Below are 26,916 nucleotides of genomic sequence, written 5' to 3'. Positions count from 1 at the left end.
GTTGCCGCGTCAGAACCCCAGCCAGGGGCCCCACAGCGGGATCCGCAGCTGAAGTCCGACGACGAAGATGAGCGTGCTGGCCACTGTCAGCCCGGCGGCCACCGCCACCGCCGTGAGCAGTCGTACGCGGGTGCTGGCCAGGGTGGTGAGCATTGCGGTCACCGCCGTCGTCGGTACGAACCCGAGTCGCCGGATGGTGAACCCGAAGAACAGGACCGCGAGCACGATGACGGCGACCGCTCGCCACGGGATCGGCCCGAACGAGATCACCTCACCGGCGACGAGGCCCTTGACGGCGATCGCCAGGCCCAGGGCGACCACTGCCGCGCCGACCAGCAGCGGGAAGGCGCCCGGGCCCATCCGGGTCGGGGTGCCCAGCTCGTAGCCGAGCGCCCCCACCACGAATGCGCCACCGATCAGGACGAAGATCCCCCCGGCGAGGACGTCCGGGAACGACCGACGGCGCTCCACCTCAGGAGACCTTCACCCCGGAGTCGGCAATGATCTTCGCCCAGGTGCCGAGCTGCTCGTCGAGCTTCGCCCGGTGCGCGTCCGGGGTCGCGTCCTGGGCCGGGACCGGCGCGGTGCCCAGCTTGGCCATCTGGTCGATGACCCCCTGGTCGGCCAGTGCCACCTTCAACGCCTCGGACAGCTTCTGCACGATCTCCGGCGGGGTGTCGGCCGGAACGTAGAGACCGTGCCACACGCTGACCTTCAGCTGCGGCAGCCCGGCCTCGGTGGTGGTGGGCAGGTCGGGAAGGCTCTTCACCCGCTCGGGCGTGGTGACCGCGTACGCCTTCACCTTGCCCGCGGCGATCTGGCCGCTGGTGTTTGTGGTCTGGTCGCACATGAAGTCGACCTGGCCGCCGACGAGGTCGGTCAGCGCGGGGCCGGTGCCCTGGTACGGGACCTCCTGGAGCTTCACACCTGTGGTGCTCTGGAACAGCAGGCCGCACAGGTGCGACGCGGCGCCGATGCCGGCGTTGGCCAGCGTGACCTTGTTGGCGTTCGCCTTGACGTGGGTCACGAGGTCCTGAAGGGTCGCGGGCGCGAAGTCCTTGCGGGCGACGATCGTCATCGGCACCTCGGTGACGAGGCCGACCGTCTCGAAGTCCTCCAGGGGCTTGTATCCCAGGCTCTTGTAGAGGGCGGGCGCCGTCGACATGCCGATGTGGTGCATGAGCACCGTGTAGCCGTCCGGCTTGGCCCGCGCGACGTCGCCGGCGCCGACAGTGCCGCCGGCACCCTCGACATTCTGGACGACGATCTTGCCACCGAGCTTCGCGGCCATCGGCTCGGCGATCATCCGGGTGACCGTGTCCGTCGGACCGCCCGCGCTGAACGGCACGACGATCGTGATGTTCTCGTCCGGGTAATTCGCGGCGTCCCCTCCGCCTGCGGCGCCTCCGTTGCCGGAACAGGCGGCGGCGAGCGAGACGACACCGATCGCGGCGATCATCCGCGCGGTGGCCCGGTATCTGCTGGTCGTTCGCATACGGCGACCTCCCCATCAGCGCATGGACGTTCCTCGGTGCGTCGGTGACCCCAGTCTCGGCTGGTCGGGGCCCGGATGGTGTCAGAAAAATCCCAAGAACCCGGGCCGGCACGAGCACCGATCCGGGCCGTACAATTCGCCGGTATGCGGATAACCGTCATCGAGGATGACGACCGCGTGGCGCGGGGTCTGGTGACCGTCCTGACCCAGGCGGGCTTCGAGGTTCACCGCGTCGCCACCGCCGCGGAGGCCGAGCGCGCCGCCCCGTCCGACGTGGTCCTCGTCGACCTGGGTCTCCCCGACGGCGACGGGCTCGACGTGATCCGCAGGTTGCGCGACCAGCCACAGACCGCCGTCATCGCGGTGACCGCGCGATCCGAGGAGCACGAGCGGGTCCGCGGTCTGCGCGCCGGCGCCGACGACTACATCGTCAAACCGTTCGGCATCCCCGAGTTGCTCGCCCGGATCGACGCCGTCCTGCGGCGCACCCGGGCCGCTCGTGCCCTCGGCCAGGCCGACGAACCGCTCGTCCTCGGCCCGATGCGGATCGGCGTCGGCACCCGCGAGGTCACCGTCGACGGCGCGCTCGTGCCGTTGACCCGCAAGGAGTTCGAACTGCTGCTGCTCCTGGCCCGGCGGGCGCCCAACGTGGTCAGCCGTGACGTCATCCTCGACCAGATCTGGGGCGCGACCTGGGAGTCGTCCAGCCGCACCCTGGACACCCACATCGCGGCGCTGCGGCACAAGCTGGGGCCGGACGTGGTCATCCGGACCGTCCACGGCGTCGGCTATCGGCTGCTGGCCGACCAGCCGGAGCTGATCGGCTGACCCGCCGTGCACCGTCGGCTGCTCGTCGTCCTGGTCCCCCTCGCGGTGCTGCTCGTCGCGGCGCTCGGGGTGCCGCTCAGCATCACGGTGGCCGAACGCGAGATGCAGGAGACGTACGTCAACCGGCTGGGCGACGTCGGCCGGTTCGCCTCACTGGCCGAGACAGCGCTGTCGACCGGCCGCACCGAGGCGCTACAGCAGGAACTGACGCGCTACCACGAGCTCTACGGCATCCCAGTCGCGCTGATCGACACGTCGGGCGCGGTCCTGCTCGGACCGGCCGACGCGTACCAGAAGGCGGCACGCACCGAGGCGGCGTTGCCCCGGATCGTCACCGCCGCGCTTGCCGGTGCCCGGTCCGAACCGTCCTGGGAGTGGGCGCCGTGGGACGACTCCGCACTCGTCGTGGCGGAACCGGTAGGCCGGGACAGTGAGGTCGTCGGCGCCGTCGTGACGATCTCCGACCTGTCCCGGACGCGGGAGCTCATCCTCGTACGCTGGGCCCGGCTGGCCGGCCTCGGGCTGCTGCCGCTGCTCGCGCTGACGGCCGTCGCCTGGCCGGTGTCGGCGTGGGTGCTGCGGCCGGTACGGAAACTCGACGCGGCGACCTCGCGGATCTCCGAGGGTGACCTGACCATCCGCGCCGACGCCGAGGCTGGCCCGATCGAGCTGCGGCGGCTGGCGCGGTCGTTCAACACCATGATGGACGCCGTCGAGAACGCCGCGCAGCGACAGCGGGCCTTCGTCTCCGACGCGTCACACCAGTTACGCAACCCGTTGACAAGCCTGAGGCTCGCCGTGGAGAGCCTCGCACCACACCTGCGGCCCGAGGGCGACGGGCAACAGGTGTACGACGTCGCCGTCGACGAACTGAAGGCGATGCAGCGGATGCTGAACTCGCTGCAGGCCAGCGCCCGGATGGAGAGCCTGCGAACGGCGTCACCGGTGGACCTCGACGAGGTGCTGGCGACCCGGGTCGACCGGTGGCGGGCCCTGACGGCCACGGCCGGGCAGACGCTGACTGTCGACGTACCCCCGGGGTTGCGGTTGATGGAGCCGCCGGGCGGCCTGGGCAGCATCCTGGACGAGCTGATCAGCAACGCGTTACGGCTGTCCGACGCGCAGGCCGTGGAGGTAACCGCTGGTGCGGGCGACGGCGCCGTGGTGACGGTTGCCGTCCGCGACGACGGCCAGGGCATCGACGTGTCCGAGCGGGCTCAGGCGTTGCAACGGTTCTGGCGCTCACCTCGGCACCAGAACGTGCCCGGGACCGGCCTGGGCCTGGCGATCTGCGCCGACCTCATCGGGGCGGCCGGCGGTGAGCTGCGACTGGAGGAGGGCCTGCCGAGCCCGGACGGCTCTGGGCACGGGCTCGCCGCGGTGGTGGTGCTGCCGGTCGCGCCCCGGGTGGCGTCCCCGGCTGACGCTTCGGCGCCGGTCTGACGACTCCGGTCCCGGGGGTCAGCGTTTGCGGTCGCGGCCTCAGCGTTTACGGTCGCGGAACCAGGCCGCCGCGCCCGGGTGGAGCGGGACCGACGCGGTGGAGATCCCGGTACGCACGTTGATCTGCCACGCCTCCGGAAGGGCCTCGGCGCCGTCACGGCCGGCGGAGGTGATCGCCCCGGTGTGCCGGAAGACCGTGTCGGTGATGGCGTAGACCAGATCGTCGGGCAGATCGTCGCGCGCCAGCAGCACATTCGGTACGGCGACCGTGCGGGTGGCCGGAACCCCGGCGTAGGCAGCCGCGTGGATCATCGCCGGGGCGTACGGACCCGGGTACGCAGTGAAGAGCCCGTCCGCCTGCGCGTCCAACGGAATCAACCGGATCGGGTGCCGCTGCGCCAACTCGGTGATGGCGGGCGTCGGGACACCGGTCAGCGAGAACATCGCGTCGATAGTGCCGTCGCGCAACGCCCCCGCCGACCCGGCCTGGCTGAGGTTCCAGCCGTCGGCTTTGAGCGGGCCGAGCCGCAGGACCCGCAACGACGTGAACTCGGTGCCCGAGTCGTGCGCCCCGAGAGACACCCGCTTGCCCTCAAGATCCCGAAACTCGCCGATCGCCGAACCGGCCATGACCACGAGATGCAGATGACTGTCGTAGAGCCGGCAGATCGCCGACAACCCCCCGGGCGCACTGCCGTCACTGGTGATCAGCGCATCCAGGCTGGTCAGCCCCAGGTGAACCTCCCCGGCCCGCAGCATCCGGATGTTGTCAGTGGACGCCCCGCTCGGCACGGTCGTCACCGTGACACCCGGCACCTGCTCGGAAATATGCTCGGCCAGCGCACCACCGATCCGCCGGTAGACCGCCCCCGCCGGCCCGGTAGCCAGTCGCAGGTGGACCGGGTCCGCCTCAGGCTGTCGTGAACAGCCGACGAGCAGCCCGCTGCCAGCCAGCAACACCGCCCGCCGACTGAACCGCGTCATGCCGAAATGATACGGACGCCGCCCCCTGCTGCGTCGATCTTGCAGTTTCGGTCGTCGAGATGCGGGACTCTGCGTCATTTGTCGCGACAGTAAGTGCAAGATCGCGGCCCGTCTCGGTCGATCATGGAGTTGTGGTGCCCGGTTTAGCAGCGCAACGGGTGCTTTGTTGCCCACCACAACTCCATGATCGGCGGGGCGGTGCGGGCGTTCACCCTGCGGGCATGCACGCAGCGCCACTGGTTGGTAGCGTGCCGGTGATGTCGCCGGCTGTCGCCGGCAATGTCCCCTGGGGAGGGTCGACGTGTGGGCGGACGACGCTGCGCTCGACGCGGCGGAGCGCCGGCTCGACGAGTGGGAGTCGTCGCTCGCCGACCGGGCGGAACGAGCCAAGGCCCTGTCGGCGACGATGCGGGATCTGACCGGCACCGCCCGCAATGCCGATCGGACTGTCGACGTCACAGTCGACTCGACTGGCCTGCTGATCGACCTACGGCTCGACGAGCGCATCCGGCAACAACCCGCGGCGCACACCGCTCGGCAGATCCTGGAAACCACCACTGCCGCGCGCGCCGACCTGCTCCGACAGGTCAGCGACGCAGCCACCCAGTCAATGGGTGACGGCCCTGGCGCCCACGCCATCATCGACTCGTACCGCAGCCGGCTTCTCCCCGACCAGGGATCGAACGATGCCCGCCGGTGACGGCATCCAGGTCGACCCGGACGACCTGACCGCCCACGCCGCACGCCTCGATCGCTGTGCCGGCAGCCTCGACACCACCCAGCAGGCAGGCCAGCACGTCAGGTTGGGTACCGACGCCTACGGGCAACTCTGCACGATGATGCCGGTGCTGCTCGACGGCCTCCAGCGAACCCTGGTCGACGGCATCGGCGCCGCCGCCTCATCGGTACGGGACACCGCCGGCAGGCTCCGGGTCGGAGCGGACCATTACCGAAGCTCCGACGCCCACGCCAAACAGCTACTCGACGGGGTGCGGCGGCACAGGTGACGTCGAACCCGCTCGTCGCCGCCGCTGCGGACACCCCGCCCAGCGCCTGGGCGGGCGTGTGGATCTTCGAGGACATCGAACTCATCGCCCAGGGCGTCCGCACCGGCAGCTGGATCGACGGCAGCCTCGGCGTCGTGAGCGCGAGCCTGGACGCCCTCGCCCTCGTTTCCGACCCGGTCGGCGCCCTACTCCAGTACGGGATCGCCTGGCTGATCGAACACGTCAAGCCGCTCAGCGAGGCGCTGGACTGGCTCGCCGGCGACCCGGCGCAGATCACCGCGCACGCCCAGACCTGGCGCAACGTCGCCGGGTCGCTCCGCGACGACGCCGCCGAACTGGCTCGCGCCGTCCGCGCCGACGTCACCGGCTGGGGCGGCAGCGCCGGGCCCGCCTACCGGGCCTGGGCCAACGAACAGCAACAGGCCATCACCGGCCTCGCCCAGGGCGCCGACACCATGGCCGCGATCACCGAGGGCGCCGCTGGCCTGGTGGCCGCCGTCCGGCTCCTGGTCCGCGACGCCATCGCCACCTGCGTGTCCCGCATCATCGTGTACGCGGGCGAACTCCTCATCACCGGCGGACTGGCCGCGCCGCTGGTCGTGGAGCAGGTCACGACCTTGGTGGCGTCTTGGGGGGCGCGGATCGCGCGGTTGTTGCGCGGGTTGCTGGCCAGCCTGCGGCGGCTGATGCCGGAGATGCGCCGGCTCGGCGACCTGATCGAGAAGCTCAAGCAGGCCCTGAGCCGACTCACCCGGCTCGGGCCTGCCGACCGGATGGGACAGCGACGCGACTGGGCCGATCCGAGGGCACGGTCGCTACCGCCCGAACGGACCCCCGATTCCTACCTCTCCGCTGGCGACCCGGTCTACTACTCGGATCGCTCGACGGGCATCGGTTACGACGAATTGACCATGCGGAACTTTGACAAGGTGCGACCGCTGGATGGGCACCATGACGTCATCGTGCACGGCACCGACCAGGGATACTTTGTCCCCGGCAAGGTTTCAGCAGACGGAGCGCACATGGACGGAAACGCCACCAACGCGGCCCAGATCGCCGCCGCGGTTCGCGAAAGTCCCGCCTATGACGGCGGTCCCCTCCGTTTGGTCTCCTGCTATGCCGGCACCGTCAAGCCCGACCTCGACGCGGTACCACTCGGTCAGCAGGTCGCCGACGAACTCGGGGTCAACGTGCTCGCGCCAACTGCCCGGGTGGGGACGCAACGATGGGCCAGTGAGCCCCAGCCTCCAGTTGTCGAGAGCGGCGGCTCCTGGGAGGTCTTCGTACCACGAGCGAGGGGGCACCAATGAAGACTGTGGGGTTCTTTCGAGAACTAGGACCCAACCAGACCGAGGTGTACGTGGAGAGCATCCACTCGCACGTCGACGCGGAGCCGCTCCCCGACGCGCTTCAGGTCCAAGACTATCTACGCCACGGGCATGGTCTCATCGACGTGATGGGCGCGGAGATCGATGTTCTCGGGAGCGGCCGGCACCTTGTCGGGGGTGCGTCGGTGCTTACGGATGGCGAATGGTTGTGGCGCGACGATCTGCGCTTCTATCTCGCCACATACCGCGTGCAGCTACCCACGGAATTCCTCGAGACGGTGCGCGGCAATGATTACCGCGTGCCTGACCTCCGAGGAGATCAGCTACGGCTCGTCGGCGAGGAGGCGACACGGCTCCTCGGATACCACTGACGTGGATGACCAACCGAACCTGACCGAGCCTCAGACCTGGCAGCGGCGGGAGCAGGCACCTTCCGACTGGAGGACGCCCGTACCCGGGCCGACCTACGACGACGACTCGAGCACTGGAGGCCAGGGAAGTGGGAATGATGGTGACCGCGCGGCGTGTCGAGGCAGCCGCAGACGAAGTTCGGTACGAGTTCGGTTTGGACGACAAGTTCGACCGGATCCTGGCAATCGACCCGCGCACCCTCGACGCCCACGTCGAAAATGGTGATTTCAACGCGGCCGCTGGTGCGATCGCGGCGAAAGTCGTGAAGGCATGGCGGTCCAGCGGCGAGTTCCCGACGAGGATGCTGTTCGCAAGCTGAACCCGGGCTGCCCAAGTTGTCGCCAGTACGATCGAGCATTTCATCGCGGCCCGCAGTGTCGGTCCGCCGGCGCTCGTCGTGGAGACGTGATGGCTAGTCTTATCGTGCTGAAGCCCGGAGTTGACTGGACCGCGGCGGGAGGGTTGTTCGATTGGACGCTGGAGTTCCTGACCTCCCGCCTCTCAGACAGGCAGGCCGCCAGCCACTTGCAGGAGATCATCGACAACAACCTCGGGTCGTTGTGGATCGACGACTTTCCCGCTGCGACACAGCGGGAGATCGTCAGCCACTGGCGCAACGGGCTGGTGACAGCTGGCAAGCAGCAACTGCCGGAGACCGAGCACAAGGTCCACGTCATCCGCCATCTTCAGGAGTTGGTGGACGCCACCTATGCTGCAGGGTTTCCCGAGACGCACGACCCTGGGTAGCCAATGCGACCCCGCGGCTCTGCCGCCGACCGCACGATCACCAGTTCCCGCGCCAGAAAGGATGACAGGTTGAAGCTGTACGACGTGGTCGAGCTCCGAGAGCCCCGGCCGAGTGAACAACTGTCTGCGGGCGCGGTAGGAAGCGTCGTTGACGTCTTCGACGGCTCCCCGCCTGTGTACGAAGTCGAGTTTGCCGACACCGATGGCCGGACCGTCGCCATGGTCACGCTCCGGGCCGATCAGGTGGTGCAGCGCGATGGCCACATTTGATGAGTGGCAGACGGCGTACGACGTCGTCTACCGTGCGCTGCCGGCGGCGTCAGATCTTGCCTGCCCGAACTGCGGGCAGCGGACCCTACGGATCGTCTTCACAGCACGGCCTGCAGCCAATGCTGGGTACGTCTCGCTCTGGTGCGACACCTGCCTGGAAGGGACCCACGTGTGTCGGGCGCCCATTCCAGACGGAGTCACCGTCCGACCGATGGACAAGCCGACCGAGGAACGCAACCCTCGCGTTCCTAACTACCGTCTCGTGACGTGAGGTGTTAGCTATCGTCAGCCGCTGGTGAGGCGACCCTCCTGGTCGTAGCGGAGGCGACCGCTGGTCACGGCGACGTGCAACCCGTACCGGAGCAGCTTGTCGATCTTTTCGGTGCGTCGGCGGTAGCCGAGCCGCTCCAGGCCGGCGCGCAACAGCCGCTCCTCGTCCAGGCTCGGCATGCCCTGCAGCGCGTGCACGAGGGCGTTGGCCACCTCCTCGGGTGGCACCTCCTCGAACGCCCGGTCGTTGCTCGCCTGCGTGACCCGGTACGCGCGGTAGGTCTGCGGGTCGGCGCCATCGGGCCAGGCGTACCGGCTGACGGTCGGGTGCGTGTACAGGCGGCGTGAGTCGACGAGGGCAAGTACGGCGGTGCGTCGGTCCTCCCGGGTCCGGAGGAAGCCGAACCGGGCGAGAGCGAGGCGTGCCAGTCGGTGCTGCTCGATGGGCCCCTCAGACTCGATGATCTCGCGGAGCGCGTTCCGCATCAGATCACGTACCCGCCGGTCGGTGGCCAGGAGGTCGAGGTCGGCCTGGTCTCCGAGCGAGGTCGGGACGTACGGAACGAACGGGCTCACCGTGATGGTGTCGACGGCCGACGCGGCCGTGACCGGCACCGCGGTGGTAGCCGCGGCGAGTGCGGTGACGGGCGGTGCCGACGCGCTCAGGAGGGGACCTTCGTCCGCCGCGAGGCGCGGCTGTGGCAACTCGGCGGCCGGTGTCGGGGGTGGCTGCTCCACGTCCGCCACGGGGCGCGGCTGCGGCAGCTCGATGCCAGGCGCGACCGCCGACGTCTCGGGCTCCGGCTCGGCGGCCGCGAGGGCCTCGGCTTGGGTGACCGCTTCGTCGACCCGGTCGAGCAGCGCCGACCGGTCGTGGATCCACGCCGGCAGCCAGAACCGCACGACCTCCGACCAACCCATGATCGAGCCGAGGAGCGCGGGCGCCGAGTCCCGGTCGGCCACCGTCGGGCGTGCGCTCCAGTCCGGGCCGTCGAGCATGACGGCCACCTGCCACAGTGGTGCGCCTGGTCTGCGTACGGCGATGTCCACCGTGAAGTCGGAGAGGCCGTGCGAGGTACGGACCTCGTGGCCACGGTCGCGCAGCGCCGCGGCCACCTCCTCGCGGATCCGACTGCGCCGCTCCGTGCGGTCGGTGGCGAGGTCGCCCAGGCGCTCCGCGCCGGCGGCGGCCATTTCGCAGTACGCCCGCAGGTGCTGCGTGCCCAGCGCTGACGTACGGGACAGGTCGATGTCCGATGGGTCGAACGACGAGTAGAGGACGACCTGACGGCGGGCGCGGGTGATGGCCACGTTGAGCCGCCGCTCGCCGCCGGCCTGGCTCAGTGGACCGAAGTTCAGCGGGAGCTGGCCGGTCTCCAGGTTGGTGGAGAAGGCCAGGGAGAACAGGACGACGTCCCGCTCGTCGCCCTGCACGTTCTCCAGGTTCTTGACGAAGATCGGCTCCGCGACCGCGCCGGAGAGGTGCTCGCGGATGATCGGGTCGGTGCTCTCCTCCAGCAGGTTGAGGATGAGGTCCCGCTGTTGGATGTTGAAGGTGACCACGCCGACGGACTGGGTGGCGGTCGCCGGGTCGTGCAATCGTCGGGTGATGTCCGCGAGGATCGCGCGTGCCTCGACCTCGTTGGTGCGGGATCCGCCCCGGTCGTACTGACCCTCGACGCGCCGCCAGCTGACGCCCGCCGAGCTGGCGGCACCGGGTGACGGGAGGCTGGAGAGCTTGTTGTCGTAGTAGTAGCGGTTGGAGAAGGCGATGAGTGACTCGTCGTGACTGCGGTAGTGCCAGGACAGCCACCGTTGCGGCAGTCCCGACTCGACGGCCTCGCTGAGAATGCTCTCCAGGTCCTCCGGCACCGGGCCGTTGCCCTCGTCGACCTCGTCCACGCTGTGGGTGGCCTGCATGATGCTGCTCGGCGGCATCTGCCGGGAGTCGCCGACCACCACCACGGCGCTGCCCCGACCCATCGCGCCGATCGCCTCCGCCACGCGGATCTGCGAGGCCTCGTCGAAGATGACCAGGTCGAAACGTTGGCTCCCCGGTGCCAGGAAGTTCGCCGCGGACGCGGGGCTGACCAGCACGCACGGGGTCAGTGCGAGGACCGCGTCCGGGTACTGCTCGAACAGCTCCCGGAAGGACCGCCCGCCCCGCTTGCGGCGGAGCTCCGCCGCGAAGTCAGCGAAGCGGCCACGCCGGTCGGCCGGGCTGAAGGGGCGGCGCCGGACCAGCACCGACGGCAGCTGCGTCGGCAGCGCCGAGCGCAGCTCACCGGCCGCCGCTTCGAACTGGCTGATCTGGTCGTCGTGCAGTTCCGGGTCGAAGTACTGCAGGCCGCCGGCCCGTACCCGTTCGGCGAGGGACGCCGTCGCTACTCCCCGCCGGTAGACCTCCTCGGCGAGATGCGCGGGCACCTCGGCGCGCAGCAGCTGGTCCCGATAGTCGGTGAGACCGGCCGAGGCGAGCACGTCGGCGTGGGCCAGCACGGTCGCCCATCGGCGCAGTGGGAACAACTCCTCGCTCTGCAACTCGTGCAGCCAGGCCGCGCCGTCGCGCTGCCAGGCATCGTTCCAGTGCGAACCGGCGGCCCACAGGGTCAGCTCGGCCTCACCGGAGCGCAACACTCCGCGCCAGGCCCGCCACCGGGAGGCGAACCGGTCGAGGAGCACCGCGCCCACATCGGTGAACCCGCCGTGAAACAGCTCCCAGGCCTGCGGGTGCCGGGCCAGGAGCGTCCGGCCGACGCGGGTCGCCTCGATCGCTTCGGTCAACCGCTCCTGCGCGTTGGGGTCCGTGGGCCGCCACTGCGACAGCCGCAGCCCGCCCACCGCCGCACAATGCTGGTGGAGCGTCGCTGCCTGCGCCTGGGCGGCCACCAGGCGACCGGTGGCAACCTCCACCCGCTCGACGTCGAGCGTCGCACCGGCAACCAGGTACACCGCCAGCCGATCCACGATGGCCTGTCGACGTTTGCGCTTACCGATCAGCTTCTTCGCCGCCTCCCGGGCCTCACCGTGCCAGGCGGTCAGCTCCGGTCGAGCGAACACGTCCGGCCGGAACGTGGCCAGCTCACCGGCGAAGCCCTGCCGGAAGGCCGCCAGGTCCGCCTGGAGCCGAGCCACCGCCTCGTCCCACCGCCGGTCGCTGGCGTGCAGGGTGGTCGCCCGGTCCGGCAGCAGTCCGCGTACGGCGAGCCAGGCGCCCGCCTGCAGCTCGCTCACGGTTTCCGGGGCGGGCAGCGTCCGCAGCAACTCGACCAGGTGCGGGTGGGCGGCGAGGTCGGCGCGGAGGCGTTCGAGCTCACCGGCGATCTCGGTGACGGCGGCGCCGTGCAGCCCGTCGAGGGTGCGGCAGCCGCTGATGGCCCACGGGTGCGCGGCCCGGAGTCGGGCCGATCGTGCGGCCGCCGGGAACTCCCGCAGGGTCCTCTCGACCTGCGCGCGTGCCGGGGCGGGTGCGTGCAGGTAGGCCACCGGGATCGGGGCGACCGGGCCGTCCCCGTACGCCAGGGTCTGTTCGTAGGCCGACCAGAGCGACATCCCGACGGGGTTGCTGGTGTGCACCTGGGCCGGGTACTCGGTCAGTGGGGCGAGCCGCGTCCGGTAGGCCGTCTCGACGGCCGTCCAGGTACCGTCGCCGCCCTGGTCGTACTGGTCGAGCGCGTCACGCAGCTGCTGGCGGATCGCGTTGAGGGACTGCTTGCGCCCGTGCAGGTCGAGCGCGAACGGCCCGAGGCCGATCTGCTTGAGGCGGCGCTTCACCACCTCCAGAGCGGCCTGCTTCTCGGCGACGAACAGCACCGACCGGCCCGCGCTGACCGCCCGGGCGATCATGTTGGTGATGGTCTGGGACTTGCCGGTGCCCGGCGGGCCCTCCAGGACGAAGGAGTGGCCCCGCTCGGCGCGCACGATGGCCTGCATCTGCGACCCGTCGGCGGGGATGGGCAGGTGCAGGTCGGCCTCGTCGACGGCGATCTCGACGTCGTGCTCCGGGCGGGCAGGATCGTCGAACGTGGCGCCGGAGGACTCGACCAGGTGCCGGACGACCGGGTTCTCCATGAAGCGGGGCCAGTGGTCGGTGAGGTCCCGCCACATCTGGAAGGTGGAGAACTGCAACGGTCGAAGGCTGGCGGTCTCGTCGATGCGGTAGTTGAGCCGGTTGTCGAGCAGCCCGGTGTTGATCGCGGCCAGCGTCTTGGCGATGTCGATGCCGTGCTCGTCGAGGACCGGTCGCTCCAGCTCCGGGATCCGCACGCTGTGCTTGACCCGCAACCACTCGATCAGGCAGTAGTTCGGGCTGGCGACCTCGGTGCCGTCGATGACCATCGCGTACGGGCGACGGCCGCTGCCGCCCTCGATGCGCACCGGTAGGAGGAACAGCGGCGCGTACGCCTCTCCCCCGGTTGTCTTGGTGTGGACCAGGGTGCCGATGGTCAGGTAGAGGTAGTTGCTGCCGGTCTCCTGCTCCATCGTGCGCGCCTCGCGCTGCAACGCACGCATCGCGGTCTTGTAGCGGGCGTCGGTGACCGCGCCGTAGACCCGCCGATCGGTACGCAGCTCCCGGGTCAGGATCTCGGCGTCGAGGTCCTGCGCCCGACGTGCCCCGGCCAGCTCGTGGACGTGACTGATGTTGTCCTGCGGGATGACCTGCACCTGACGGCCGTCGTGGATGAGGTCGTCGAGCAGGGCCAGCGCACCCGCCGGCACGTGCAGGTCCAGGCCACGGCCACGCTTGGGCAGGTTGAGCAGCGGGTTACGCAGGCTCAGGTCGAGCAACGACTTCTTCCACTGTTGGACGCGCGCCGGCGACCCGTCGGACTGCTGCGGCACCTCCTCGCCCTCGTCGGCGAACTGGCGCAGCTTCGCGGCGGCGACACCGGGCGGAAGGTCGAGGGACGCTGTTATCTTCGGTGTCGCCTCGGCGTCGACCGCGGCGGGCGCGATCAGTTCGTCGGGCGACGGCAGCGGCTGAATACCCGACCGATGGGCCAGGTGCACGTCGACGACGCCCTGCATGCGTTCGCCGTCGCCGCGGAAGTGGCCGAGTCCGACGCGTACCGCCTCGGTGAAGGTCGCCGACTGCGCGCCCGGCCCGATGCGGGTCAGCTCGACCGGCACGGCCCGGCCAGAGTCGACCATCGAGATCAGCAGGTTGGTCTCGGTCACCGCGGCCGAGCCCAGCCGTTCCTCCTCCAGCAGGAAGCCACCGAAGGCATGCCCCGCGCTGACGAAGATGAGCGGGTGCAGCCCCGCCGCCTCCAGACACGCGGCGTACGTGACGGACAGGTCGAGGCAGTTGCCGAGACGACCGTCCAGCACGGCGGCTGTCGTTCGCACCTTCTGGCCGGTGTTCTCGAAGGACGCCGGCAGGGTCTGGTAGGTGATCTCGAGTTGGCGCAGCGCCTCGTACACCGCGCCGGCGATCAGCGCCGCCCGCTCCGAACCCTCCTGATAGCCCTGCAGCGAGCCGGAGCCGGTCCGCGCGAGCAGGAGCTGGGCGGCGGCCCGCAGAACCGCCTCCACTGCCCGCGTGTTCGGCTGCACGAAGGCCGCCAAGCTGTCGTACAGGGCGGGGCTGTTGAACCACTCGTTGTGCGCCAACACTCGTGACGGCGCGACCAGCCGCAGTGTCTGCTCCTGCGCCTGCACCCGGAGGGTGTAGTCGACCGGGAACGCCTCGTCGGTGCGGTACAGCATCACGCGGTCGGGCGTGAAGTCGCGGAAGTCGTCCCAGCTAGTGCTCGCCCCGGGTCGCAGCGGCGCAGCGAGGGTACGCGTCCACGGCTCGGTCAGCGCGCCGTCCGGACCGCGCAGTTCCAGCGTCAACGTGACATCGGTCAGCGGCACCGCACCTCGGTTGACGAGCGTGAGGTGACGCACCAACGGCACCCGGTTGTGCACCAGGGCGGCGTTGATCGCCGGCTGCACGATCAGCCCAACTTCGAGCTGGTCGTCGTCGGCGGTGAACTGCGCGAAGACGCTGTCGGACATGGGCGTTTCTCCAGGTGGGGAGACCAGGGAGGGCCAGCCTAGCGGTCACCCGACCGATGGAGAGGGCCCCGACCGTAAGACGATCTTGGTGGTCGTACGGCCGAGGTCGGGTGCGCTCCGTGACGACGCACCACCGAACTCCCCGCGCCTGGTCTACGGCCACGCCACGGCGCACGACTGCTGTCGCACGACGGCCGCTGCTCGTCGCCGACGACGGTCAGAGCCGGGAGCCGGCGGTGTGGGTCGACAATTTGCCCCAGAGGTGCCAGGCGAACAGGTCCGTCCCGTCGGCTGAGCTGTCGAACCATTCGGTGTCCTGAGCCACATCGCTGACCTGCTCAAGAAAGCCTTCGTGAGCGCCGGCCTCCGGATCCTCGGCTGTGCCTTTGACGTACAGGATGACGAATGTCGCCGGGCGCCGGTCCACCTTGGGGCGGATAACCCGACCCATGCGCTGAATCATCTGGCGCTTACTTCGGCTGCCGGCCATCATGACGCCGACGTCCGCCTGCGGGAGGTCGATTCCCTCGTCCAGGATTTTCGGAGCGCTCAACACCTGAATCTGCCCGTCCTTGAACGCCGCCAAGCGCTGCTTGCGTGTCAAGGAATCCATGCCGCTGGTGAGTTCCATCGCCCGCACACCGTTCGCCCGCAGGATGCCCGCCGCGCGTACCGCGCTGCTCTTGGTCTCGCCGAACACCAAACCGCGCTCCGCCTCGGCCAACACCGGCACCAACATGGCAAGTGCTTCATGCTTGTTCCAACAGTCGGCCAGCACCTGACGACGTTTGCTGAAGGCATCCAGGTAGCCGCGTGCGTCCCAGGCCGCACGCGAGTTGCCGCTACCGCCCTCACGAAGGTGGTTGACGGACGCCATGAACTCACCAAACGGCTCCGCCGGGCAGCCGTGGTCGAGGATCAGGCGACGCCGGAAGGTCCGCACCCGCCTGTCGTGCTCGTCATGGGCCTCCTGCTCGTCGGTGGTGAAGTCAACTTTCACGAAGGCGATACGGAACGGCGCCAGGATCTCGTCGGCAAGGCCGCGGTCGTAGGTGCAGCCCGCCACCACGTCGCCGAAGTACGGCGTGAGGTGCTCGGACAATCCGTTGTCATCACGCTCGTACGTCGCGGTCAAGCCGAGCCGAGCGCCGAAAGCCGGCTCGAGAGCCTGGGCGAAGTACCGCGCCCCATACCGGTGTACCTCGTCGGCGACCAGCAGGCCCGGGGTACCCGGCGGCAGCATCTCGTATTTCGCCGCGGAGTTGACGATGGCGATCACGACCGAGTGATCGGTGAGTTCGTCGGCATGGCCGTCCCCCTGCCGACCCACGCGGGCACCGTGAAGACTGCTCCGTAAGACCTCGTACCACTGGTCTAGCAGTTCACGCCCGGGGACGAGCACCAGCACCTTCTCGCCGGCATCCAGCGCCGCCGCGGCCGCCAGTACGCCCACGGTGGTCTTGCCGGTGCCGGTGACAGCCTCCACCACGCCTCGGCGGCCATTGCTCACCCACGCATCGAACGCCTCGGTCTGCCAGGCTCGCGGATCCTTCCCGACGTAACACCTGGGTAGGGCCCGCGGTGCCAGAGGAGGAATTGCCGCGCCGCTCCCTACCGCTGCCGCAGTCAGTCGCCAACGCGGTGGCGTGGCATCGTCATGATCGAAGGTTGCCGGACTGGCGTACAGCGTCCGGTTGACATCCGTCGTGGTCAGCTCAGTCCGTCCGAGGCGATGCAGCCCGGCGAGCAGTTGCCGTTTGTTCTGACCTGGCGTCACCGCGAGCAACTGCCACAGCTCCACCCACAACCGTCCCGGCTGCATCCGCTCCCTCTCCCGTCGGACAACCCACCACTCGTCTCGCTTGCCGCGATCACGTTGGGCCCGCCCGTTACGGTGCGACCGTCAGTCGAGCAACACAATCAGGCGAAGGCTGCCCACCGACTGGCCGTACGCCTGATATTTGTTCCACTAAGGACTATGCGACGCCGATGACGACGTGTTTCGCGTCGAAAGTTCAACCAGCGCCGTCGATTCCGGCAGTTGTCCACAATCGGACACCGACTCGCATTCCTCGGGTGCGGTGCTCGGCCCCTCGACTCCCGAGTGGTTCTTGACCTCCATGGCCGCGGGGCGCAGGCGCCGTCGTGGCCGTCTCGGAGCGGGCAGCGCCGGCCCCGCCGCCGCCATCTGAGGATGGTCGTACGAGCGGCTATGTCCGTCTACTCCCAGGCTGGATTCCGTGCTGTCCGAGGCGGTTCTCCGCCGTGGCGTCGGTGGGCCGACGGTCATGACCGCACAGCTCGATCACCTACTGCGTCGAGGTCGCCACGAACCTCACCGAGGTCGTCGCCGTCCGCGACTCGAAGAATTCCACGGGGGTTCGACCCATGTGGTCGGCGCGGTGTCAGCCGACATCGACCGCATGCCAATTGCGCATCCGGGAGTTGCACGTCGAGTACTGATGCCAAGCAAGACCGGCGTCTTTGACAGCCCTCAACAATTGTCTGACCAACGACAGAGTCGATTCGAGCCGGATAGCTGACAGGACCATTCTTCGACGACCGCGCTAATCTGCCTTCGGCGGTTCTTCTGAAACACGCGGCTACCCCGAAGGAGAATGTCATGTTCATCGTGGCGACGCAGGATCCGAATACCCGAGGCCAATCTGCAGGGCCCGATTCGGGAGCGGCTGCCTGGGGTGCCCTCCTGCCCATCGATGCCGGCCTGACCCAGGCCGAGGCGGATCGGCAGTTGGCCACCTACCTGGCCGGGGTGCAGGCGGGCGAGCCGCTGTGCATCCGCGCGCACGGCAACGACGAGGAGATCGGTGACGCCGAGGCCGGCGCCAAGGACTGGGGCTGGACCTACAAGAAGCTGGCCAGAATGCTGGCCACTCACCTGACCGCCACCCCGAGCGTCGTCCTGATCCGGTCGTGTGCCGAAGAGGTGACCAACTTCCCTACTCAGATGGCGGTCCGCCTGGAGTCAAATTGGCCGGGCGCGAACCACCTCGACGGGGTCGTCATCTACGGCTACAACACGTCTGTCAACATCAGCACACCGATCCCCTCGCCGCAGCAGCTGACCAAGAACGTCCAGGTCCAGCCGGTCATCGTTTCGTTGTGACCGGCGGCTGTCTCTAGCAATTCATTCCGTACGGCGATTCCTTTCATCGTTCAATATTTCCGCATCGAGCTGGCGCATCCGCACGGGATCGACACTCCAGATTCTGCGAACAGTCCGAGTTCCGATCTCGTGCGGTGCGTCGATCGTCGCAGCTGATCCCGTGCCACGTCACCGGTATCCTGGGCTGCCGGTCGGCCATACCGCTTCCAGGCCGTGGTCGGTGGCGTAGAGCAGGTGCGGCCGCAGCTCGGGGGCGTCTTCCAGGTCGCGGCGCAGCGCGTACAGACGCGCTGACCTCATCGCCAGGAACGGCTGGACGGCGAGCAGGCTCCTCAGATCGCGGAACCTCCAATCCACACCCAGCAGCTTCCTGGCCCGTGCCAGCAGCTGAACTGCATCGACCGGAACCTTGTCGACATAGACGTCGGCGGTTGGCGGCAGGTCTGGCTGCGGGCCGGGGGGAAGTGCGAAACCGGAACGCAGCCACACCTCGAACACGGGGGCAACAACAGCGAGGTCGACTCTGCCAAGACCGCCCAGGTCGGCCCGAAACCGCTGGTAGGCCGCATCCGTCCGGGAAACAAGCTGCTCGACCATCTCCACTGCCCCTCCTACCTGCCGTCCAGCGGGGGCACGCCTTCGCCTGCACCGGCTGGCACCAGCCCGACACCCCGGAAGCCGACACCGTAGCCAAACCCACACGCCAACGGTCAGTGGTCACCCGTTGCACGGAATTCCTCAGTGCCCGGCTGGGCGTGGGTCTGCGATGCTCCACGCCATGGACGACCTGACAGGCCGCGTACGGGCATTCGCGGAGGAACGGGACTGGCAACAGTTCCACACGCCCAAGAACCTCGCCATGGCGCTCGCTGGCGAAGTCGGTGAGCTGATTGCCGAGTTCCAGTGGCTGACGCCGGAGCAGTCTGCGACGGTCATGGTTGACCCGGACGCGGGTAGTCGGGTGAGGGCCGAGATCGGCGACGTCATGATCTATCTGACTCGGCTCGCCGACGTGCTCGGCGTCGATCTGGTGGAGGCGGCTCTGACCAAGCTTGAGGATTCGGCTCGCCGCTACCCGGTGGATAAGGCTCGCGGGTCGGCGGCGAAGCGGTAGCCGCGGGCAGCGTCATCATGGCGCTCAGTTGATCTCTTCGCTACAGTCGATCACGTAGAAGCGCGTCACGACGGGCTTCCGGCGGCTGCCGGACATGCCCCCCATGCGCACGATCACTTCGTGCTGCCCGGGGGCAAGTGTTGTCAGCGTTCCGTACGTCTGCCGATGGTCTGCTGCGCCTGAGTGATACCAGCATGCTCGCAGACCGGATCGTGGAGCAGATCGGTCGCAACGTGAGCCCGGCGGAACGTCGTTCCTGGTCGCACAGCCTCGCCGTGCTGGGGCAGGATCTCGCCGACGCAGGCCTGGGCCAGGTGGAGATGCTTGTCGAGTACCAGTTGCCGCTGACCAGCAAGCGGGTGGACGTGGTGCTTGCCGGTGTGGACCCCCGGACGTCCCACGACTCCTACATCGTCGTCGAGTTGAAGCAGTGGTCCCACGCCGAGTCCCACGAGGGCTCTGACACCCTCGTGGCGGTGGAGCACGCGCGTGGCCCACGGCTCCACCCTGGCGTCCAGGTCGAGCTCTACTGCGAGTACCTGACGGACTTTCTCGGCATCCTCACCGAAGAACGGAACCCGGTCCGTGGGGCGGCGTACCTGCACAACGCGAGCGACCGCGACATCCGTGATCTGTTCGATCGCCAGGCAACCGAGCAGAGCCGGATTTTCAGCAGGCAGCGGCGGGGCCAGTTCCTCGATTACCTCCGCACCCACCTCGCCCCGGCCTCTGGTGCTGGTGCGGCTGATCGTTTCCTCACCAGCTCGGTTCGGCCCAGCCGGCACCTGCTGCGCTACGCCGCCCAGGAGCTGAAGGATCGGTCGCGCTTCACGCTGCTGGATGAGCAGCGCGTGGCGTACGAGTTGGTGTTGCACGCCGTGGAGAAGGCCCGGTCGGCGGACCGTAAGTCGGTCGTGGTCGTCTCGGGCGGACCTGGCAGCGGCAAGAGCGTGATCGCTCTGTCGGTGCTCGGCGAGTTGGCGCGCCAGAACCGCTCCGTCATGCATGCCACGGGCTCGCGGTCGTTCACCCAGACCTTGCGTAAATACGCCGGCACGGGCTCGACCCGGTTGAAGAATCTGTTTGGCTACTTCAACAGTTTCATGTCCGCCGAACGCAACGGTCTGGACGTCCTGATCTGCGACGAGGCGCACCGCATCCGGGAGACCTCTGTCAACCGGTTCACGCCGAAAGCTAGGCGGGCGGAGGCCCGTTCGCAGATCGACGAACTCATCGCCGCGGCACGGGTGCCCGTCTTCCTGCTCGACGAGCATCAGGTGGTGAAGCCGGGCGAGTTGGGCAATGTCGACGTCATCTCGTCGTACGCGAAGCAGCTCAAGCTTGACGTCGAGGTCGTGTCCCTGCACGGCCAGTTCCGCTGCGGCGGCAGCGAAACGTACGAGGGGTGGGTCGTTGACCTGCTCGGCCTCGATGGCGGCGAACCGACGGTCTGGACCGGCGACGGCAAGGTCGACCTACGTTTCGCCGAGTCGCCAGAGGAGATGGAAGCCTTCATCGCCAGCAAGCAGGCGCCCGGTGTGACCGCCAGGATGTCAGCCGGGTACTGCTGGCCGTGGAGCGATCCACGTCCGGATGACAGCCTGGTGCCGGACGTGCAGGTCGACGGGTGGGCGCGGCCATGGAACGTCAAGAGCGACCGCAGCGTCGGCGACGCACCAGGCAGCGCGTTCTGGGCCACCGACCCGAACGGTTTCGGCCAGGTGGGCTGCGTCTACACGGCGCAGGGCTTCGAGTACGACTGGTCGGGTGTCATCCTCGGACCGGACCTGGTCGCCCGGGACGGCCGGTTGGTGACACGACGCGAGGAGTCGAAGGATCCAGCGTTCCGCAGCCGCAAGGCGGTCAGCGACGCGGAAGCGGATCTCCTGATCCGCAACACCTACAAGGTCCTGCTGACCCGAGGGATGAAGGGCACCATCATCTACTCCACCGATCCCGAGACGCGGGAGTACCTCGCCTCGATGGTCAAGGTGATCCGGCCGGTCGAGACGGTCTACGAGGCAGCACCGGACGCCGACCTGAGCTGATCGACCGGTTGGTCTCGGCAGCCCAATCCATGCGGGTAGGGTCCAGTCACGGTCGACGAAAGGCGGATCAACCATGGCGATTCCCCATCTTGCGGCAGCCGACGGCACCACCCTGCCGGCGATCGGGCTCGGCACGTACCGGCTGAACGGCTCGGCGGGTGTCGACGCGATCGGTCAGGCGATCCGGGCGGGCTACCGGTTGATCGACTCGGCGGTGAACTACGAGAACGAGGGCGCTGTCGGTCGGGCGGCCCGTTCGGCGGGTGACGTGCGGGACGAGCTTGTCGTCACCTCGAAGCTGCCGGGGCGGCACCACCGCTACGACGAGGCGCTGACCACCATCGAGGAGAGTGTGTTCCGCACCGGTCTGGACCGGGTCGACCTGTACCTGATCCACTGGCCGAACCCGAAGGTCGACCTGTACGTGCAGGCGTGGCGGGCGCTGATCGAGGCGCGTGAGCGCGGGCTGGTTCGGCACATCGGGCTCTCCAACTTCCTGCCCGAGCACATTGAGCGGCTGGTGGCCGAGACCGGGGTTGCCCCGGTGGTCAACCAGATCGAGGTGCACCCATACTTTCCGCAGCAGGAGGCGCTCGACTATCACCGGGAGCACGGCATCCTGGTGCAGGGTTGGAGCCCGCTCGGGCATGGCAACGACCTGCAGGAGCACCCCGTCGTCGTGGAGATCGCGACCGCGCACGGCGTCAGCCCGGCGCAGACGATCCTCGCCTGGCACGTGGCCCGTCAGGTGATTCCGCTGCCCAAGGCCGCCTCCCCGCAGCGGCAGGTCGAGAACCTGGACGTCTTCGGCATCAAGCTCACCGACGCGCAGGTCGAGGCCATCACCGCGCTGGGCCGCCCGGACGGGCGGCTCTCGGACCAGGACCCGGCGGTTTACGAGGAGTTCTGACGACCCGAACCCGGGGTGATCGAGGGGCGCGAGCGCGGTCAGCGGTGGGGCGAGAAGTCCGCACCCTGGACGTACTCCATTGCCTTGGTGAATTCGGGGTCGTTGAGCCGTCGACCCATCTCCTCCTCGGTGGGCTCCGCCACGCGTTGGTGGATCCACCACAGGTTGCCGAGCGGGTCCCGGAAACGGCTGACCCGGTCGCCCCAGAAGAGTTCGGTCGGCTCGGTGACGACGCTCGCCCCGCGTTCGACGGCCCGGCGGAGCACCTCGGCGTCGTCGGCGACGTAGAGACGCAGGAAGGCGGGTGTGGCCGGCCACTGGGGCTTGTCGAACATCATCACGACCGAGTCCCCGATACGAACCTCGGCGTGGCCGATCACCCCGTCAGCCTCCATGCGGGCCAGTTCGGTGGCGTCGAAGACGCCGATGATGAAGTCGATAAGTGCGCCCGTCCTCCCCGGCGAGATGATCCAGGGGGTCACGGTGTGGTAGCCGTCGGGAACAACCTTCATCGGTTCGTCTCCTCATTCTGGTGCGGCGTCCGCGCACTCAGATGGGCGACGTTAGACGCGATCTAGGCTGGTAACTGTCCTAGATCTGGACCCATCATGGGAGCATGCGCGACACACCGGCCCGCCTGTTACGACTGCTCTCCCTTCTGCAGACGCCCCGCGAATGGCCCGGCAGCGAACTCGCCGAGCGTCTCGCGGTGACCCCGCGGACCGTGCGCCGCGACATCGACCGACTGCGTGAGCTCGGCTACCCGGTCCAGGCCAGCCTGGGCGCACTGGGCGGCTACCGGCTGGTCGCGGGTAAGGCGATGCCACCGCTGCTGCTCGATGACGAGGAGGCGGTGGCGATCGCTGTCGGCCTGCACACCGCTGCCCGGCAGCCGGTCGCCGGCATCGCCGAGGCGTCGGTGCGGGCGCTCACCAAACTGCAGCAGGTGCTGCCGCCGCGGCTGCGCCGCCACGTCGGCACCCTCGCCGCGGCCACCGTGTCGTCGACCGCGGCGGCGGTGTCGCTTGTCGATCCGACGCAGCTCATCGTCCTCGCGGCAGCAGCCTCGGCCCGTGAGCGGGTCCGCTTCGACTACCGCGACGGCGATGGCGGCGTCAGCCACCGGCTCGTCGAACCGCACCGGCTCGTCGTGGTGGGTCGTCGTTGGTACGTCGTCTGCTACGACAACGAGCGCGAGGACTGGCGCACGTTCCGCGTCGACCGCGTCGAACATGCCACCACAACCGGGATACGGGTGGCGCCCCGCGCGCTACCGACCAATGACGCGTCCGCGTTCGTGACCGACCAGCTGCACAGCCTGGCGCCGGTGTTCCGGGCGGTGGCAACGCTCGCGATGCCGGCTGGGCAGGCGGCTGCCCGGCTGGGCGATCACGCCGGAGAGCTGGAGCCGCTCGACGACGCGTCGTGCCGATGGCACAGCCCGGAAGACACAGTCGACTGGCTCGCCTTCCGGCTCACGCTGCTCGGGTGCGACTTCACGGTCCACGAGCCGGTGGAGCTGGTCGACCATCTGCGTCGGCTCGGCGACCGCGTCATCCGCAGCGTGGATGCGCCGGAAACGGGCGGGCGGACGCGGTGACGGTTGCCGTGACTCTGGGGTATGGATGTACCGCTGAGTCATGACGCCCACCACCACGTCCGCCGCCGACCGGCGCGGGCGTCGTCCCGCGCCGGGCCGAGGAAAGCCCTAGACGAGCCCGCCGAGGGCCGGGTCGCTGATGCTGTCCTTGCCGTTCTCGACATGACCCGCGCATCGGTACGCGAAGTCGGCGTCACCGGCGACGTGGACCGTCAGGTCGTACCAGCCGTGGGTGCGGGCGAGCGCCCAGGTGGTGCGTTCGGTCTCGCCGGGGCGCAGCGACAGCGCGACCGGACGGGCGTTGTACCCGTCCCGGACGGTCACCTCGACCCGCTTCGAACCTCGGTTCTCGAGCGTGAGGGCCAGCTTGTAGTCGCGCTCGTCGTACGAGGGGGTGACGTCGAGGTGGGATCGACCGTCGGTGAACCGGCGGAAGAACCCGTTCGGCCCGTGCACCGACAGGTCGTACCCGGAGGTGACCGGCCAGGTGTCGGTCAGGTGCTTGCCCGGCTCGACGGTGTAGCTGCGCGGGGCGTCCGCGCTGCCGGCCTGGCGGACCTGGAAGACCGCGGCGACCCCGCCGGAATTGTGGAAGTCGATCCGGAACGAGTCGTCTCCGCGGTGCCCGTCGGCGTGCAGGGTGTACGGGATCGGCCGCGCCGGGCGTACCCCGTGCTCCTGCTTCGGCAGCCGCTGGTCCGCCGGCGGGACCGGCACCTCGTCGGGGTGCCGGACCAGCTCCTCGGGCTTGAAGTCGTCGGTGTCGGGCAACCTGACCTCCCGCGAGCGGTTCGGGTGCCGGAAGTCGAAGGCCGTGGTCAGGTCGCCGACGACGGCCCGCCGCCACGGGGTGATGTTCTTCTCGATCAGGTCCGGCCGGCCGTGTCCGAACCGCGCCTCCAGGAACTTGATCAGTGAGGTGTGGTCGAAGACCTGCGAGTTCACGTAGCCGCCACGCGTCCACGGCGAGACGATGACCATCGGCACCCGGATGCCGAGGCCGTACGGCCCGGCCGGGTGGTCGGCGTCGCCGGGGAAGATCTCGTTGGTGGTCGGCACCGTCGACTGGCCGTGCTCGCGGGTCTGCGGGGGCGTCGGCGGGACCATGTGGTCGAAGAAGCCGCCCTCCTCGTCGTAGGTGATGAAGAGCGCCATTTTGCTCCACACCTCGGGGTTCGAGGCGAGGATGTCGATGACCTGGGAGATGTACCAGGAGCCGTACGCCGGCTCCCAGTTCGGGTGCTCGGTGTACGCCTCGGGCGCGGTGATCCAGGAGACCTCCGGCAGGCGTCCCGCCTCGACGTCGGCGCGGAAGTCGGCCAGCAGGGCCTCTGGGTCGCGGCCCTGGGTCCTGACCTCGGTGCCGGTCTTGGCCCTGTCGGCCAGCGGCGTTCCGGGCTGCGCGTTCTGGTACTGGTGGAAGTAGAGCAGCGAGTTGTCGCCGTAGTTGCCGATGTACGGGTCGTTCGTCCAGCCCCAGGACCCGGCGGCGTTGAGGCCGGTGCCGACGTCCTGGTAGATCTTCCAGGAGATGCCGTTGCGCTCCAGCCGCTCCGGGTACGTGGACCAGTCGTAGCCGGCCTCGGCGTTGGTGATGACCGGGCCGCCGCCCTTGCCGTCGTTGCCGACCCAGCCGCTCCACATGTGGTAGCGGTTCGGGTCCGTCGGCCCCATGAGGGAGCAGTGGTAGCTGTCGCAGACGGTGAATGCGTCGGCGAGCGCGTAGTGGTACGGCAGGTCCTGACGGGTGTGGTAGGTCATCGCCGTGACGCCCTTGTTCGGCACCCACTTGTCGAACCGGCCGTCGTTCCAGGCGGCGTGCCCGTCGTTCCAGCCGTGCGGCGGGTCCGGCAGGAAGGTCTGGCCGAGATCCTTCACCTCGGGACGGAAGGGCAGCAGCTCGTCGGTCCCGTTGGGCTGGTGCCACACGTCCTTGCCGGACGGCAGTGTCGCCGGATGGGGGTCACCGAATCCGCGTACGCCGCGCATGGTGCCGAAGTAGTGGTCGAAGGAGCGGTTCTCCTGCATCAGGATGATGACGTGCTCGACGTCATTGATCGAGCCGGTCCGGTTGTTCGCCGGGATGGCGAGCGCCTTGCTGAGGTCCAACGGGAGCGCCGCGCCGATCGCGGGAACTCCCATCGCCTTGAGGAACGTACGGCGATCCACGGTGCCCATAACTCCGCCTTTGTGCGACCTGGTCGGGAAACTGGCGACCGGACGCTACCGACGACGGGTTGACGGCAGATGACAGTAGTTAGTTGGTTTTGCGACCACTCGTCGACCGGCTCCGGGGCCGGTCGGACTGCCGGTCACGCGGCCGTGGCGTCGACCCGGGTGAGCCGTCGATGCCCGCTCGGGCTCACGCCGTGCACGCGTTTGAAGGCGGCGCTGAAGCCGAAGGCGTCCGCGTACCCGAGGTGGCGCGCCACGGCGGCGACCGTCGCTGTCGATTCGGCCAGCATGTCGGCGGCCACTGTCATGCGCCAGTCGGTCAGGTAGGTGAGCGGCGGTTCGCCGACCAGCATGGTGAACCGTTTGGCCAGTGTGGATCGGGAGACTCCGGCCTGCGCGGCCAGGCTGGCCAGGGTCCACGGGCGGCCTGGCGTGTCGTGCATGGCGCGCAGCACCGGGCCGACGGTGTCGTCGCTCAACGCGCGGTACCAGCCGGGCGCCTCGGCCTCGGGCTGGTCGAACCAGTCTCGCACCGTGCACACCAACAACCAGTCCAGCAGGCGGTCCAGCACGACCTGTCGTCCGGGCCGACCGGCGTCGAGTTGGGCGTCCAGGTAGTCGCGCAGCGCGGCGCAGTCCTGGTCTTCCGGCACGACGAGCACCGGCGGCAGCGCGCCCAGCAGCCGCTGCGGCACCCGATGCCGGACGTGGTACACCCCGACGAGCAGCACGAGGTGCTCGTCGTGGTCCGCGCCGACCGGGTCGACCACCCCGGTCTGGCCACGCCGGACGTCCCGCAGTTCCCCGGGCTCGAAGCTCGACCGGGGCTCGGCGGAGAAGACGAACGGTGCTGGCCCGCGCACGGTGGCCGCCTCGCCGACCCGGACCAGGCGCGGCTTGTCGCTGTCCGGATGGGAGATCCAGCCCTCGCCCCGCATCGGGACACAGAGCGTCAGCGGTGCGCCGTCGGTGAACCGCAGCGCCCACGGCGGCGTCAGCACCGACCGGCCGAAGGCTGCGCCGTCGGCGTGCAGACCGCGCAGCAGATTGTCGAACGGGTCCATGTCACCGACGATAGATCGCGGAGGATGGATCGCGGACGATCGGACATGCCTGGGGTACGACAGGACATGTCCCGCCCTCGGCCGGGCGCGTT

23 protein-coding genes and 1 pseudogene are annotated in these 26,916 nt (G+C 69.0%); 15 read left to right on the top strand and 9 right to left on the bottom strand.

The features are described from left to right. Positions 1-9: 9 nt before the first annotated feature. Positions 10-471: a tripartite tricarboxylate transporter TctB family protein gene (locus NIE79_RS02255; RefSeq protein ID WP_238676929.1), complete on the bottom strand. Its 462-nt coding sequence runs from the start codon at positions 469-471 to the stop codon at positions 10-12. A 1-nt stretch (position 472) separates the two neighbouring features. Next, positions 473-1,495 (bottom strand): tripartite tricarboxylate transporter substrate-binding protein, encoded by a 1,023-nt coding sequence (locus NIE79_RS02250; protein ID WP_238676928.1) that lies wholly within the window; start codon positions 1,493-1,495, stop codon positions 473-475. A 144-nt stretch (positions 1,496-1,639) separates the two neighbouring features. Here NIE79_RS02250 and NIE79_RS02245 point away from each other — a divergent pair, with 144 nt between their 5' ends. Both NIE79_RS02245 and NIE79_RS02240 read left to right on the top strand, forming a co-directional pair. After that, positions 1,640-2,323 (top strand): response regulator transcription factor, encoded by a 684-nt coding sequence (locus NIE79_RS02245; protein WP_238676927.1) that lies wholly within the window; start codon positions 1,640-1,642, stop codon positions 2,321-2,323. A 6-nt stretch (positions 2,324-2,329) separates the two neighbouring features. Further along, the gene (locus NIE79_RS02240) at positions 2,330-3,766 is read left to right on the top strand and encodes a sensor histidine kinase (RefSeq protein WP_238676926.1); all 1,437 of its coding nucleotides are present in this window, start codon (positions 2,330-2,332) and stop codon (positions 3,764-3,766) included. A 39-nt stretch (positions 3,767-3,805) separates the two neighbouring features. On the opposite strand, the gene NIE79_RS02235 is transcribed toward NIE79_RS02240, so the two are convergent. Further along, positions 3,806-4,750, bottom strand: coding sequence for a TAXI family TRAP transporter solute-binding subunit (locus NIE79_RS02235; RefSeq protein ID WP_238676925.1), 945 nt, complete (start codon positions 4,748-4,750; stop codon positions 3,806-3,808). A gap of 301 nt (positions 4,751-5,051) precedes the next feature. Here NIE79_RS02235 and NIE79_RS02230 point away from each other — a divergent pair, with 301 nt between their 5' ends. The 7 genes from NIE79_RS02230 (at position 5,052) to NIE79_RS02200 (ending at position 8,513) form a co-directional block, all read left to right on the top strand. Continuing rightward, positions 5,052-5,450, top strand: a complete 399-nt coding sequence (locus NIE79_RS02230; RefSeq protein WP_238676924.1) for a YbaB/EbfC family nucleoid-associated protein — start codon at positions 5,052-5,054, stop codon at positions 5,448-5,450. Continuing rightward, positions 5,437-5,757 carry a type VII secretion target gene (locus tag NIE79_RS02225; protein ID WP_238676923.1) on the top strand — a complete coding sequence of 107 codons (321 nt, stop codon included), beginning with the start codon at positions 5,437-5,439 and terminating at the stop codon, positions 5,755-5,757. Before NIE79_RS02230 ends, NIE79_RS02225 begins: the two co-directional genes overlap by 14 nt. Then, entirely contained in the window at positions 5,754-7,067 is a 1,314-nt protein-coding gene (locus NIE79_RS02220) for a WXG100 family type VII secretion target (RefSeq protein WP_238676922.1), read from the top strand. Before NIE79_RS02225 ends, NIE79_RS02220 begins: the two co-directional genes overlap by 4 nt. Next, positions 7,064-7,456, top strand: coding sequence for a hypothetical protein (locus NIE79_RS02215; protein WP_238676921.1), 393 nt, complete (start codon positions 7,064-7,066; stop codon positions 7,454-7,456). The genes NIE79_RS02220 and NIE79_RS02215 overlap by 4 nt, the downstream gene beginning before the upstream one ends. Before the next feature lie 134 nt (positions 7,457-7,590). Next, positions 7,591-7,815 carry a hypothetical protein gene (locus NIE79_RS02210; RefSeq protein WP_238676920.1) on the top strand — a complete coding sequence of 75 codons (225 nt, stop codon included), beginning with the start codon at positions 7,591-7,593 and terminating at the stop codon, positions 7,813-7,815. Positions 7,816-7,904: 89 nt separating this feature from the next. Continuing rightward, entirely contained in the window at positions 7,905-8,243 is a 339-nt protein-coding gene (locus tag NIE79_RS02205) for a hypothetical protein (protein ID WP_238676919.1), read from the top strand. A 69-nt stretch (positions 8,244-8,312) separates the two neighbouring features. Beyond that, on the top strand, positions 8,313-8,513 hold the full coding sequence (locus NIE79_RS02200; protein WP_238676918.1) for a DUF4926 domain-containing protein: 201 nt from the start codon (positions 8,313-8,315) through the stop codon (positions 8,511-8,513). Between the two features lie 285 nt (positions 8,514-8,798). Here the strand turns inward: NIE79_RS02200 and proA are convergent, their stop codons facing one another. After that, positions 8,799-14,786 (bottom strand): anti-phage protein ProA, encoded by a 5,988-nt coding sequence (gene proA, locus NIE79_RS02195; RefSeq protein WP_238676917.1) that lies wholly within the window; start codon positions 14,784-14,786, stop codon positions 8,799-8,801. 217 nt (positions 14,787-15,003) lie between these two features. Beyond that, on the bottom strand, positions 15,004-16,587 hold the full coding sequence (locus NIE79_RS02190; RefSeq protein ID WP_238676916.1) for a DEAD/DEAH box helicase: 1,584 nt from the start codon (positions 16,585-16,587) through the stop codon (positions 15,004-15,006). A 424-nt stretch (positions 16,588-17,011) separates the two neighbouring features. Between NIE79_RS02190 and NIE79_RS33540 the strand changes: the two are divergent. Next, positions 17,012-17,329 (top strand): annotated as a pseudogene (locus NIE79_RS33540) (Scr1 family TA system antitoxin-like transcriptional regulator); the annotation flags it as partial. Positions 17,330-17,409: 80 nt separating this feature from the next. Continuing rightward, positions 17,410-17,913, top strand: coding sequence for a hypothetical protein (locus tag NIE79_RS02185; protein ID WP_238676915.1), 504 nt, complete (start codon positions 17,410-17,412; stop codon positions 17,911-17,913). 168 nt (positions 17,914-18,081) lie between these two features. Here the strand turns inward: NIE79_RS02185 and NIE79_RS02180 are convergent, their stop codons facing one another. Beyond that, positions 18,082-18,516: a hypothetical protein gene (locus NIE79_RS02180; protein ID WP_238676914.1), complete on the bottom strand. Its 435-nt coding sequence runs from the start codon at positions 18,514-18,516 to the stop codon at positions 18,082-18,084. 175 nt (positions 18,517-18,691) lie between these two features. Here NIE79_RS02180 and NIE79_RS02175 point away from each other — a divergent pair, with 175 nt between their 5' ends. The 3 genes from NIE79_RS02175 (at position 18,692) to NIE79_RS02165 (ending at position 21,985) form a co-directional block, all read left to right on the top strand. Further along, positions 18,692-19,027, top strand: a complete 336-nt coding sequence (locus NIE79_RS02175; RefSeq protein ID WP_238676913.1) for a nucleotide pyrophosphohydrolase — start codon at positions 18,692-18,694, stop codon at positions 19,025-19,027. Between the two features lie 194 nt (positions 19,028-19,221). Next, positions 19,222-21,075: a DUF2075 domain-containing protein gene (locus tag NIE79_RS02170; protein ID WP_238676912.1), complete on the top strand. Its 1,854-nt coding sequence runs from the start codon at positions 19,222-19,224 to the stop codon at positions 21,073-21,075. Between the two features lie 73 nt (positions 21,076-21,148). Next, positions 21,149-21,985 (top strand): aldo/keto reductase, encoded by an 837-nt coding sequence (locus tag NIE79_RS02165; protein ID WP_238676911.1) that lies wholly within the window; start codon positions 21,149-21,151, stop codon positions 21,983-21,985. Positions 21,986-22,023: 38 nt separating this feature from the next. Here NIE79_RS02165 and NIE79_RS02160 read toward each other — a convergent pair whose 3' ends face one another. Then, on the bottom strand, positions 22,024-22,497 hold the full coding sequence (locus tag NIE79_RS02160) for a VOC family protein (RefSeq protein WP_238676910.1): 474 nt from the start codon (positions 22,495-22,497) through the stop codon (positions 22,024-22,026). Between the two features lie 104 nt (positions 22,498-22,601). Between NIE79_RS02160 and NIE79_RS02155 the strand changes: the two genes are divergently transcribed. After that, entirely contained in the window at positions 22,602-23,585 is a 984-nt protein-coding gene (locus NIE79_RS02155) for a helix-turn-helix transcriptional regulator (protein WP_238676909.1), read from the top strand. A 108-nt stretch (positions 23,586-23,693) separates the two neighbouring features. Here NIE79_RS02155 and NIE79_RS02150 read toward each other — a convergent pair whose 3' ends face one another. Continuing rightward, positions 23,694-25,763, bottom strand: coding sequence for a phosphocholine-specific phospholipase C (locus tag NIE79_RS02150; RefSeq protein WP_238676908.1), 2,070 nt, complete (start codon positions 25,761-25,763; stop codon positions 23,694-23,696). A 134-nt stretch (positions 25,764-25,897) separates the two neighbouring features. Beyond that, a complete protein-coding gene (locus NIE79_RS02145; protein ID WP_238676907.1) occupies positions 25,898-26,824 on the bottom strand; it encodes an AraC family transcriptional regulator in 927 nt (308 codons plus the stop codon). Between the last annotated feature and the right edge of the window lie 92 nt (positions 26,825-26,916).

The organism is Micromonospora trifolii (assembly GCF_022229005.1).
Classification (GTDB): Bacteria; Actinomycetota; Actinomycetes; order Mycobacteriales; family Micromonosporaceae; genus Micromonospora; species Micromonospora trifolii.
This window is presented reverse-complemented; position numbering and strand designations above follow the sequence as displayed.